A 12,329-nucleotide genomic window follows, 5' to 3' on the forward strand; every position below is an offset into this window, starting at 1 on the left:
TTTTTTTTATACTGCTATACTATCTGGAAAATAGTAACAAAGAACCTTTTGTGGAGGAGGTATTTTATGAACTCGGATATTTTTGGGAGAAATTATACCTACAATAATATTTGTTTTGGCTTATTTATGGTTGTATCGATCTATTTTTTATTCTTATTCTCTTCATTGGAGGTGACCGCAAGTAATTTGGAAAAACATATTTATTATGTATCGCTTACAGGAAATGATCTAAACGATGGTTCAATTGGAGCGCCTTGGAAAACGATTCAAAAGGCTGCAGGTGAGTTAGAAGCTGGAGAAACTGTATATGTGAGAGGTGGTATTTACAAAGAGACAGTTAAAATTATTAACTCAGGGTCGAAAGAAAATGGATATATTTTCTTTCGAGCATTTCCGCAAGAAGTAGTTATTTTGGATGGGTCAAATATATCCTTTAAAACTGGAAGCAGGGCAATTTTTCAATTAGAAAATGTAGAATATGTAAAAATTATAGGATTCGAGTTACGAAATTTATTTGTTAATAGCAAGAAGAAGTATCCAGCCGGAATTCTCGTTAGAGGGACAGCAAGTAATATTCATTTGGTAGGTAATAATATTCATCATATTGAAAATAGAGCAAAAAAAGGAAGTGCACATGGAATCTTATTTTATGGTAGTTCTAAAGAGGGAATGTCGAATATAGTTATTAACCAAAATAATATTCATCACTTGACGCTAGGGCGGAGCGAGGCACTTACGCTAAGCGGGAATATTGAAGGTTTCACGATTACACAAAATGACATTCATCATAATAACAATATTGGAATAGATATAGCGGGTTATTATAACGCATGTGAGGAAAAGTGTGAAGATCGGGCCAGGAATGGTGTTATCGCACATAATCGAGTATACCAAAATAGTTCGGGAGATAATCCAGCCTACGAAGGGAGTTTTGCGGCAGGAGGAATTTATGCGGATGGGTCAACTAATATAATAATCGAAAATAATCTAGTGTACGAAAATGATTTTGGTATTGAATTGGCAAGTGAAAATTATCAAAAAAACACTTCGTTTATCACAGTGAAAAACAATGTGATATATAACAATAACGGTGCAGGTTTAATTATGGGAGGTTCAGGTAAGGATAACGGGGGAGCATATAAAAATACTATTATCAAAAACATTTTAATGCATAATGACAAAAGACGAGAAGGGTACGGAGAAATCACGTTACAAAATAATACTTCTAACAACAAGTTTACAAGCAATTATATTTACAAATTACCAGGACAAAAAGCGATTCAACATAGTGAAAAAAAAGGGAAAAATAATTTAATCAAAAACAATCATGTTTACTCGATCACCAAGCAAACAGACATTCCTAAAAGTATTGAAAACCGTATAAATAGGTTAGTAAATGAAATAGAACAGTAGCTTATGGTGAATGACTAGGATAATGGAGGACAGATAATGAGGGTATTAATAACTGGTGGTTTTGGCTTTATAGGTTCTCATGTGGCAGAAAGGTATTTCAAAGAAGGATACGATGTATTTATAATCGACGATCTATCTACAGGGAAAAAAGAAAATATAACGATTAAACATAAAAGCTATCATCTTTCCGTGCAAGATACCAAGTGTGAAGAAATATATAAATCCTACCAATTTGATGTAGTTATTCACCTGGCTGCACAGGTTAGTGTACAAAAATCAATCCAGAATCCATTAAAGGATATGGAAATTAATCTAGTTGGTTTAGTGAACATGCTAAGTCTCTCCAAAAAATACGGTGTCCCCAAATTTCTATTTGCGTCTTCGGCAGCTGTATACGGGGCAAATGACGAGCTTCCGATTAAAGAGGATGCCAATTGCAATCCGATATCTCCTTATGGAATTAGTAAGTGGATGGGGGAGTCCTACTGTCAAAAATGGAACGAAATGTATGATTTTCCAAGCGTTTGTTTTCGCTTTTCCAATGTATATGGACCAAGGCAAAGTAATGAAGGAGAGGGGGGGGTTGTATCCACTTTTTTAAAAAATATACTGGACAATCGCCCAATCCTAATTCATGGGGATGGAGAACAAACGAGAGATTTTATCTATGTAAAAGATGTAGCAGATGCATTGTATAGAGCTTCTAATACCGAGTTAGAGGGTGTGTATAATTTATCGACAAACAAACAAGAAAGCGTAAATAATCTAATGCATTGTCTGGAAGAGTTTCATGGAGAATTAGATATTAGCTACTCAGCGGCTAGAACAGGAGATATTTACAATTCCGTATTAAGCAATGACAAAGTAAAAGATGCATTGGATTGGAGTCCAATGTTTAGCCTCCAACAAGGATTAAAGCAGACTTATGATTGGGCACTGGAACAAAAGCTTAATCAAAAGAAAAAGGCACCTGAGAAACCTATACCTAAATATGAACCTTCCAAACTTTATAGAGTCTTTCAGCCATATGTTGAGAACGTCCTATTATTTACGATTGTATGTTTACTAGTCTTTACGGAACAATTCAGCATGCTAAGTGCAATTAATGTATCTATTTTTTACATTGTGCTGATTGGTATTGTGTATGGAAATCGTCAATCCTTTATCGCAGTAGGTTTATCTGTTCTTCTACTGACAATAGAAAAGCTTCAAAATGGAAGAGAAATTATTTCGCTACTTTACGATACATCTTTCTTTTTCCAGGTTTCGTTGTTTCTACTAATTGGCTTAATAGTAGGTTATACAACGCAAAGTAAAAATAACAAGTTAAAGGAACAAAAAGAAAAATTAGCGCAAACGGAAGAACGTTACAACTTCCTTAATAGCATTTATTCAGAAATGAAAGAAGTAAAGGATGAACTTCAACTACGAGTACTTAACAGTGGAGATAGTTTTGGAAAAGTGTATTCGATTATTAAAGAACTGGAATGGCTAGAGCCTGAAAAAGTAATAAACCGTACGATCCACGTTATACAAACTATTATGAATGTCGAAAATGTATCTATTTATGTGATCAATAAAGAGCGAACATTCCTAAGATTAGTTGCTCATTCCAATGACGAAAGTATGTCAGCGGTTAAATCACTGAATGTGGAAAAGTCCGAATATGTTCAGTATTTAATGAGAACAGACAAAGTATTTGTCAATAAAGAGCTGGATCCTACAATGCCTATGATGGCTGCTCCTCTTCATCGAGAGGGAAAATTATCTGCCATTATTACAATAAATGATCTAAGATTTGATGGATTTTCGCTACATTATGAGAATCTCTTTAAGGTTACGACCCTACTAGTAGAATCAGCGCTAAGTAATGCTTTTGCATATATCGAAGCAACTGAAGTGAATCGATATATACCGAATACAAGAATTTTAACGAAAAATGTGTTCTCCGCAATATTAGAAAGCAAGAAAGAAGCACAGTTAACAAACAAAACGCCATTCTTACTGTTGAAAGGACTCTTGAATGAAAAACCGTTATCTGAATATGCGAACCAATTATCACATCTGCTAAGAGATACAGATTATATAGGACAGTTGGAAGATGAAAACTTTTTTGTCTTGTTATCCAATACGGATCATGTAGATGGAGCAACTGTTCTAAATAGATTTGAACAACATGGGATTAGAATGAACTGGATAGAAGAAGGTGCCATATGATTTTCTACTATCTTCTCTACTTAGCTATAAGTGGAATCATATTAATATTTATCTCCAATAAAAGCTGGAAGGAATGGCTGCTGAAGATGACAATCGTTTCTTTTCTCCCAGGTGTCGGCTGGTTATTTCCGGTTTTCTTATCAAAAGCGTGGATTACTAATAGAGGCGCATTATTTAGTGAGTACATGAAGCAACAGGAAGAAAATATAGATGTAGAGCTACTTAAAACCTTTACAAAAGTAAACAAAGAAAAAGAGCTAAATATTATTCCAATCGAAGATGCGCTGTTGGTTAATGATTATATGACGAGAAGAAGAGTAATGATTGATGTATTGAAGGAAGACACCATGCAATATATAGAAGTTATCAAAAGCGCGGTCCTCAATGAAGATACAGAAACCTCTCATTATGCAGTTTCAGCGATCATGGAAGCAAAAAGGAAATTGTCTATCTCGTTACAAGAGATTTCCGTAAAATTCGATCAACATAAAGAAAACAACCAAGTAGCGAAGACTTATGCGGAAGTTTTAAAGAAGTATATAAAAAGCGGATTTTTGGACAATCAAACACTTAGAAGATATAAATATACGTATATTCAAACCCTCCATCAAATTATTATCAATGGGGCAGAGGATATGGAAGTATTTGAAGAAAAATTTAAAACGGAAATGGAGATGAAGGAGTATATTCAAGCAGAACAAACGTGTCAACAGTATTTGAGTAAATATCCTGATGAAGAAAATGCCTACTTAAATTTAATGGATCTCTACTATACAACTCGTTCTATTACGAACATGTTAAAAGTATTAGAGGACTTAAAGAAATCGAGTATTCGGCTTTCTAATCAAGCATTATCAATTGTCCGTTATTGGTCGGGAGGATTGGGTTATGAAAGTACAAAAAAACTTTTCTAAAAAGTTATACATGATTATTGCGCTAGTTTTAATGTTAGGGATTATGCTGCAATTCTCCCGCTCCCAATATGTGTTGAAATTTCAAATAAACGAAAGTTTAGCCCGGCAAGCAACTCTTGCATCCACGGAATTACCGAAGGCAGAGCTAACAGAGCTCGAAGGAAGTAACTATTGCGTAATTTCCAATGAGAAAGAGGAATATAGTAAGAAGCTATCTGCAAATGCCATTAAATCACTGGAGTATATGCAGAAAAAAACGGTAGCAGTAGATATCAATGTCGAACAGCCAGATCTAACAAAATGTGAAGTGGTTATACTAGCTACGAATGAAATTATCAATATGGGAACACCAGAGGAAATTGAGCAATTTGTTTACGGCGGGGGCTATATATTCTTCATGTCCTATTTGGAAATAAACTCAGAATATCAATTGTTATATAGGTTATTTGGAGTTACCTCTTTTGGGGATTTTGTAGAAACAAAGGGAGTACATTTAACTTCTAATGTCCTTATTGGAGAAAAAGACTTATTAATAGAGAACGAATTTTTAAGCAATGTATCGGTTACGGTTGATCTGGATGATGAAGCAGAATTATTGGCTGAAAGTGAAAAGAAAATCCCGTTACTTTGGAGAAGGGAATACGGCCAAGGAGCCTTTATGACATTTAACAGTACATTGTTATCAGAGAAGATGAATCGAGGATTTTTTACAGGTGCCTTAAGTATGCTGGAGCCAAACTTTATCTATACAATTTTCAACTCGAAAGTATTTTTTATAGATGATTTTCCGGCGCCCATTGCCTATGGGAAGAACGAAACGATTTATGAAGAATATAAATTGGACACCCCCTCTTTCTTCAGAGATATTTGGTGGCCAAATATGCTGAAAGCTTCTAAGAAGTATGACATGAAATACACAGGTGCAGTGATCGAGTCTTACAATGATCGAGTTATTCCTCCCTTTAATAATTCCGACGATATTGAAGGGAATAGCCTCATATCCTATGGACGAGAAATTATTAAGAGTGGAGGAGAATTAGCGTTTCATGGATATAATCATCAGTCATTAGTGTTAGATACCAAAGTATCCGACAAATTTGGATACAACGCGTGGAAAAGTGAAGAAGATATGACAGAAGCTATTGATGAGTTAGTAAACTATGCAAAAACTGCGTTTCCATCCTATACGGTTACCGCTTATGTTCCTCCTTCCAATGTACTATCTTCAACAGGGAGAGCAGCTTTAAAGAATGGGTGGCCAGATTTGACTGTTATTTCATCTCTATATGGGGAAGATGAGGAGAACTTGGCATATGTACAGGAATTCGAAATAGCACAAGACAATATTCTCGAAATGCCACGTATTACATCTGGTTACTATGATGACATATACAACCATTGGGCAGAAGCAAATACAATGACTGGGCTTGGCGTATTTTCTCACTTCATTCATCCAGATGATGTAATAAGTAGTGATAGAGGTAATAATATGGGATGGGAAGAGCTCTATCTCCAGTTTAATCAGTATATGGACAGAGTGCATGAAACATACCCATGGATTAGACCGATGACAGCAACCGAGGCTGCGCTAGATATGCGAAATACGCTTCAAACGAAAGTAAATTGGCGAGTAGAGGAAAATAGTGTTTCTGCTTCAATAGCTAATTATCAAACAGAAACTTCCTACATTTTTAGAACGGATAAGAAAGTTAAAAGGCTTCATCATTGTGAAGCCCTGAAAATTGATGACAATGTTTACTTAGTAACTGCAAAGAGCTCAGAATTCAAAATAGAGTTGGAGTGAATAACTTGAGAATTTGTTTAATAGCAGAAGGGTCGTATCCTTATGTGTCTGGAGGTGTTTCTAGCTGGATCCACTCCATTATTACGGAGATGAAAGAGCATGAGTTCATCATTTTCGCCATCGGAGCAGAGACGAAGAAGAAGAGTGAGTTTCGTTATGAACTACCTCCTAATTTAATAGAAGTGAAGGAAGTTTTCTTAGACGAATATATGTATGAAGGCAACAAGTGGGGAAAAAGATATAACCTTAGCGTAGCGGAAAAAGAGTCTCTAGCTGCTTTGATTCAAGGTCAGGAGCAGGTGAACTGGGGACAGTTATTTGACTTAATTCGCAGTGACAAGTTTAGAAACGTAGGAGACTTTCTAACTAGTATGGATTATTTTGATTTGGTGGAAGAGTTAGGAAAGAATACGTATTCGGAGGTTCCATTTACGGAATTGTTCTGGACGCTTAGTTCTATGATTTTACCACTCTTCTTAACTATACGACATGAAATACCAGATGCAGATGTCTATCATTCTGTTTCAACAGGGTACGCTGGAGTTATTGGAACTTTAGCAAAGCATGTATATAACAAGCCATTATTACTGACGGAACATGGTATTTACTCTAGGGAACGGGAAGAAGAAATTATTAAAGCGGATTGGCTCAAAGGATATTTTAAAGACTTATGGATCAATTACTTTTACACGCTTTCTAGTTCAATATATGAATCTGCCGATCAAGTCATCACTTTATTCAATAGAAATAAAGAAATAGAGGTTGAACTGGGATGTGCAGAAGAGAAAATACGAATCATCCCAAATGGTGTAGATATAGTAAGCTTTGCTCATGTAGAAACGGCATTAGATGACGGGATCATTCGAATTGGAGCGGTTATTCGAATGGTGCCGATCAAAGATATTAAAACAATGATTCAAAGCTTTGCACTTGTAAAACAGGAGGTTCCAAATGCTGTCCTATATATAATGGGTCCTGCAGAGGAAGACGAAATCTATGATAAAGAATGTAAGCAAATGGTCGAGTCGCTCGGAGTAGAGGATGTAATTTTCACCGGGATGGTGCAGATTAAGGACTATATTGGGAAAATGGATGTCATGATACTCACGAGTATAAGTGAAGGACAGCCTTTAGCAATTTTAGAGGGATTAGCAAGTGCTAAGCCATTTGTCTGTACAAATGTAGGGGGCTGTAAGGAATTAATAAATGGAGGACCAAATGACATGTACGGACCTGCCGGATTTGTAGCATCAGTTATGCACTATGAAGAAATCGCAAGCTATGTTATTAAACTATGCCAAGATAGAAAACTAAGAGAAACATATGGAAACAATGGCTTTGAACGTGTGAAAAATGAATACAAGCGAAGTGAATTTATCTCTAGTTATCGTGAAATCTATCAAACAATAGGGGGGAAAGTGGATGGCGGGTATAGGCTTCGAACTTCGTAAATTATACAAGGAGGAAGGAATTGTTGGGAATATAAAAGCCTATGCATATTCATCAATGACCACTATTGGGCCAATGATTCTTTGTATTCTATTAGTAATAGTGCAACAGCAATTGATGACTGCAAATGCAAGCAGTTTTTCTGACAAACAATTGTTTATTTCAACGATGACCTACAGCTTTATATTTTCAATCATGTTTACATGTGGGATTAGTATTGTGTTAACAAGACATGTGGCGGACATGCTATATCAAAAAAAATATGAACAGATTATATCTTCCTTCTATGGTGCTTTAATAATTGTTTTGCCTATTGCGGGCATCGCGACTGCTGTATTTTTATATGGGGTAGACGAAAGTTTAGGATACAAAATTTCTGCGTATCTGTTCTTTATCGAATTAATCATCATTTGGATTCAAAACGTCTATATGTCTGCTCTTAAAGATTATAAGCGAATTGTAAGGGGGTTCACAATTGGGGTGTTGACCTCTCTTTTAGTTAGTTTTTTGGTATTTAAATTTACTTCACTTCCCCCAACTACTAGCTCATTAGTGGGGATGGACGTTGGATTTTTAGTAATTGTTGCAATGGGGATGTATCATTTCGAACAGGTATTTCCAAGGAATAATAATAAGGACTATTTTGCGTTCTTCTCCACTTTTCGTAAATACCCGATTATCTTTTTTAGTGGTTTCTTTCTCTATAGCAGTGTCTATGTACATAATTTTATGTACTGGCTTTTTTCGGAGCAACGTTTACTAGTTTCTGGTCGGTTTTTATTAGCCCCTTTTTATGATTTACCAGTATTTTATGCGTATCTATCTGTAGTACCATCGCTTGTGCTATTTGTTATAGTCGTAGAAACGGACTTTTATGAAAGATTTGTTCATTACTATAAAAATGTTTTGAATGGCGGTACATATAAGAGTATGAACAACGCTAAAACAAAAATGCAAAGTGTATTATTACATCGAATCGGTTTCTTGGTAGAGGTGCAACTATTATTTACTGTAATGGGCATAGCATTAGGAATTATTTATTTACCTAAAATCGGTTTTTCCATGGATCAATTGGATTTATATATTTTATTATGTTTAGGTTACTTTTTCTTTATTATTACATTTGTGATGATTCATGCACTGATGTATTTTGATGATCGGAAAGGTGTGTTAATGATCAGTGCGCTGTATTTTATGTTAAACGGTGTTCTTACAATTGTGACGATTCAAATGGGGATTGATGGGTTAGGAATGTTTATTGCTTCCTTTTTGGCGCTAATTTGCACGATTGTTCGCTTACTGTATGTACTTTCGCATATTGATTACTATACGTTCCTTTCACAGCCTTTAACGATGAAGATAGTGAAGAAAAAGAAAATACTTTCTCTTTTTGGGATAGTACTGTCATCCCTTCTTTTGATGGTAGGATGTTCGGCCGAGCAGACAGCAGAAAGCTCCACGGAAACACAAGCGGCTGTAGTGGAAGATACTACTTCAAACGACAAATTAGTAGAAGACAAAAGGATATATGAACGAGATGAAGATAGCGCGATTAAAACGCTCTATTTAACTATTTTACCAAAAAAGTCAGAAAAAAAGCAGGACGTAGATTGGTATGCATTAAATCGTATTACCGATCGATATAGTGACGAGTCACTGGATATTATCATGTCTGAGGGTATAGAAAATGGAGAAGGCTCAATGGAAGGAATGTTTGGACACGGTATATCAGAAGCAAATGCCAAGATTAGTCTTAGAGGGAATACTGCTCGCTATGCTGCTCAAAAGTCATACAAAATTAAGCTATTTGACAGTGCAGGTCTTTGGCAGGATCAGCGGACGATAAATTTGAATAAGCATATTTCCGATTTAAGCCGTGTGCGAAACAAACTAAGCTTTGACTTAATGGAGAACATACCGAACACCACTAGTTTGCGGACTCAATTTGTCCATGTATATGTAAAAGATATGACGAAAGAAAATAATGGAACTTATGAAGATTACGGACTATATACACAAATCGAGCAACCAAACGAAATGTTTTTAAAAAATCATTGGCTTGATCCGAATGGCTACTTATATAAAGTGAACTTTTTTGAATTTCAACGATATCCAGAGCTTATAAAATCTCATACTGATCCAACGTATGATAAGAAACAATTCGAAACGATTCTGGAAGTAAAGGGTCGGGAAGAGCATGATAAGCTAATTGCTATGCTGGATGATGTGAATAATAAGGCGATACCTATAGAAGACGTCATGGAAAAACATTTTGACCTGGATAATTTAATGACTTGGGCTGCGATGAATATTTTGATGGACAATATGGATACAGATGCGAATAATTTTTATCTCTATTCCCCTTTAAACTCGGAGAGATGGTTTATTCTTCCGTGGGATTATGATGGCGGATGGGAGCTGCAAAGGAACGATAATAGCATTCGGACCTATCAAGCAGGGATAAGTAACTTTTGGGGAAATGAATTATTTAACCGTTATTTCCGAAGTGAAAAAAACGTCCAAAATTTAATTGAAAAAGTGGAAGAGCTATCAGAAATTATTAATAGCGAAACGATTGATCAACAGCTAGCTAACTATGAAGAAGTGGTAAAGCCATTCTTACTTCGCGAGCCAGATAAGGACTACTTACCTGATGTAAATACAAACTTTGAGAATGAATTGCAAATTATTAGGGATACACCAAAACGCGCGAAGCAACGGTTTTATGATGATTTACAAAAGCCAAAGCCGTTCTTTATGAATGATGTCATTGTAGAATTAGAAAAAATTCAGTTGTCCTGGGCAATTTCTTATGATCTTCAAATGAATAATCTACTATATAATGTGTCGGTTGCAAAAGATCCGTTGTTTACGGATATAGTAGCGGAGAAGAAGGGACTTAGGGAGAATTACTTCACTTTAGGAAAGCTACCTCCAGGAAAATACTTCTGGAAAGTAACCGTTTCAGACAACGAAGGAAATGAACAGTCCTCCTTTGAGATTTACATTGATGAAGAAGGAAATAATTTCTATGGCATAAGAGAATTTGAGGTGGAGTAACATGACGTTAGAAGGAAGAAAATTCCGTAATGAACTGAAATATTACATGAATATCCAAGACTATTTTACGTTACGCCAAAAAGTAGCCGCACTTCTCACTTTAGATAAAAACTCATTGAATGAGGAAGGCTACAATATTCGGAGTTTATATTTTGATGGACTCCACGATCATGCCCTTTACGATAAAAATAATGGTGTATTTAGTAGGGAAAAATACCGTATTCGCATTTATAACGGTAGTGATCAAAAAATAAGTCTGGAGAGGAAAAGTAAATACGGAGATTTCATTAGTAAAGAATCTGCACCTCTATCTCTTTCAGAATATGAAGCAATATTACAGGGAGATGCGGACGTTCTTGCAAAAAAAGAACATCATTTATTAAAGGATTTCTATGCTGCATTAAAATATCGAGGATTTCAACCTCGAGTTATTGTGGACTATTGGAGAGAGGCTTATATATATGAACTTGGCAATGTTCGAGTGACATTTGATAAAAAATTAGCTGCTGGAATAAACGACTTTGACCTGTTTAATAACAATTTAGTATACGAGGAAATTTTACTACCAGAACAAACAATACTGGAAGTGAAATTCGATCAATTTTTACCAGATAACATCAGGCAACTTGTTAGACCAGATCAGTTTGTCCGTTCCGCAATTTCAAAGTATGTGATTTGTAGAGAGACTAATATCCAACATTTTAAACAATAATCCACTGGGGGAGTTCGATTTGGGTGAGACAGTCAATTTCCAAGATGTTATAAAAAAGAGCGTACTACATCTGGAAGCATTTCGATCGGTTTCATATATTGATATATTTTTAGGTCTATTATGCTCGTTTGCAATTGGGATATTCATTTTTTACGTATACAAAAAATTCTTTCGTGGAGTTGTGTATAGCTATAACTATAATGCATCATTTGTATTAATGACGATGATTACAACGTTAATCATCATGACAATAAGTACGAATATCATCCTGTCACTTGGGATGGTAGGAGCACTGAGTATTGTGCGTTTCCGTACAGCCGTTAAAGATCCTCTCGATATAGTTTATATGTTTTGGGCAATTGCAGCTGGCATTTCCACTGGAGCTAAAATGTACCCATTAGCAATCATCGGTTCTTTAGCATTCGGGCTCACACTAGCATGGCTATCAAGAAAGAAAATAAAACAACAAACGTATTTGCTTATCATTCGACATACAGACCTAGCAACAGATGACATTAGAGTCCAACTTAGAAAACTAAACACGACATTAAAATCTAAAACGATTCGCAATGGCTACACGGAACAAACAGTAGAAGTAAACTTGAAAGATGACAACACCTCTTTCATGCGTATACTAGACCAAACGGACGGAGTAGAATCTTGCTCTCTCGTAAATTATACCGGTGACTATGCTCAATAATGACGAAAAACCCTTTGTGATTAACGAAGGGTTTTTCACATTACTAAATATATTGAGTCA

At 35.6% G+C, this 12,329-nt stretch carries 8 protein-coding genes; all 8 read left to right on the forward strand.

Features of this window, described 5'->3' with window-relative positions; all coding sequences use genetic code 11:
- Positions 1 to 66 precede the first annotated feature (66 nt).
- Genes LDK52_RS13460 through LDK52_RS13495 form a run of 8 tightly spaced genes read left to right on the forward strand, consistent with a single transcriptional unit; the run spans position 67 to position 12,269 of the window.
- Positions 67 to 1,413, forward strand: a complete 1,347-nt coding sequence (locus LDK52_RS13460; RefSeq protein ID WP_277586474.1) for a right-handed parallel beta-helix repeat-containing protein — start codon at positions 67 to 69, stop codon at positions 1,411 to 1,413.
- 36 nt (positions 1,414 to 1,449) lie between these two features.
- A complete protein-coding gene (locus LDK52_RS13465) occupies positions 1,450 to 3,630 on the forward strand; it encodes an NAD-dependent epimerase/dehydratase family protein (RefSeq protein ID WP_277586475.1) in 2,181 nt (726 codons plus the stop codon).
- Positions 3,627 to 4,544 carry a hypothetical protein gene (locus tag LDK52_RS13470; RefSeq protein WP_277586476.1) on the forward strand — a complete coding sequence of 306 codons (918 nt, stop codon included), beginning with the start codon at positions 3,627 to 3,629 and terminating at the stop codon, positions 4,542 to 4,544. Before LDK52_RS13465 ends, LDK52_RS13470 begins: the two co-directional genes overlap by 4 nt.
- On the forward strand, positions 4,519 to 6,348 hold the full coding sequence (locus tag LDK52_RS13475; protein WP_277586477.1) for a DUF2194 domain-containing protein: 1,830 nt from the start codon (positions 4,519 to 4,521) through the stop codon (positions 6,346 to 6,348). Before LDK52_RS13470 ends, LDK52_RS13475 begins: the two co-directional genes overlap by 26 nt.
- A 5-nt stretch (positions 6,349 to 6,353) precedes the next feature.
- Positions 6,354 to 7,799, forward strand: coding sequence for a GT4 family glycosyltransferase PelF (gene pelF / locus LDK52_RS13480; RefSeq protein ID WP_277586478.1), 1,446 nt, complete (start codon positions 6,354 to 6,356; stop codon positions 7,797 to 7,799).
- On the forward strand, positions 7,771 to 10,857 hold the full coding sequence (pelG, locus tag LDK52_RS13485; RefSeq protein ID WP_277586479.1) for an exopolysaccharide Pel transporter PelG: 3,087 nt from the start codon (positions 7,771 to 7,773) through the stop codon (positions 10,855 to 10,857). Before pelF ends, pelG begins: the two co-directional genes overlap by 29 nt.
- A gap of 1 nt (position 10,858) precedes the next feature.
- Complete coding sequence (locus LDK52_RS13490; protein ID WP_277586480.1) at positions 10,859 to 11,569, forward strand: polyphosphate polymerase domain-containing protein; 711 nt, start codon at positions 10,859 to 10,861, stop codon at positions 11,567 to 11,569.
- A 19-nt stretch (positions 11,570 to 11,588) separates the two neighbouring features.
- A complete protein-coding gene (locus tag LDK52_RS13495) occupies positions 11,589 to 12,269 on the forward strand; it encodes a DUF4956 domain-containing protein (RefSeq protein ID WP_277586481.1) in 681 nt (226 codons plus the stop codon).
- The last annotated feature ends 60 nt before the right edge of the window (positions 12,270 to 12,329 follow it).

Origin of the sequence: Psychrobacillus antarcticus (assembly GCF_029533155.1) — a bacterium.
Taxonomy (GTDB): domain Bacteria; phylum Bacillota; class Bacilli; order Bacillales_A; family Planococcaceae; genus Psychrobacillus; species Psychrobacillus antarcticus.

Excerpts from the sequence above, each read along its gene's own strand:
- LDK52_RS13470 (WP_277586476.1), top strand. The coding sequence starts at position 3,627 with ATGATTTTCTACTATCTTCTCTACTTAGCTATAAGTGGAATCATATTA.
- LDK52_RS13465 (WP_277586475.1), top strand. The coding sequence starts at position 1,450 with ATGAGGGTATTAATAACTGGTGGTTTTGGCTTTATAGGTTCTCATGTG.
- LDK52_RS13460 (WP_277586474.1), top strand. The coding sequence starts at position 67 with ATGAACTCGGATATTTTTGGGAGAAATTATACCTACAATAATATTTGT.
- LDK52_RS13475 (WP_277586477.1), top strand. The coding sequence starts at position 4,519 with ATGAAAGTACAAAAAAACTTTTCTAAAAAGTTATACATGATTATTGCG.
- LDK52_RS13490 (WP_277586480.1), top strand. The coding sequence starts at position 10,859 with ATGACGTTAGAAGGAAGAAAATTCCGTAATGAACTGAAATATTACATG.
- pelG (WP_277586479.1), top strand. The coding sequence starts at position 7,771 with ATGGCGGGTATAGGCTTCGAACTTCGTAAATTATACAAGGAGGAAGGA.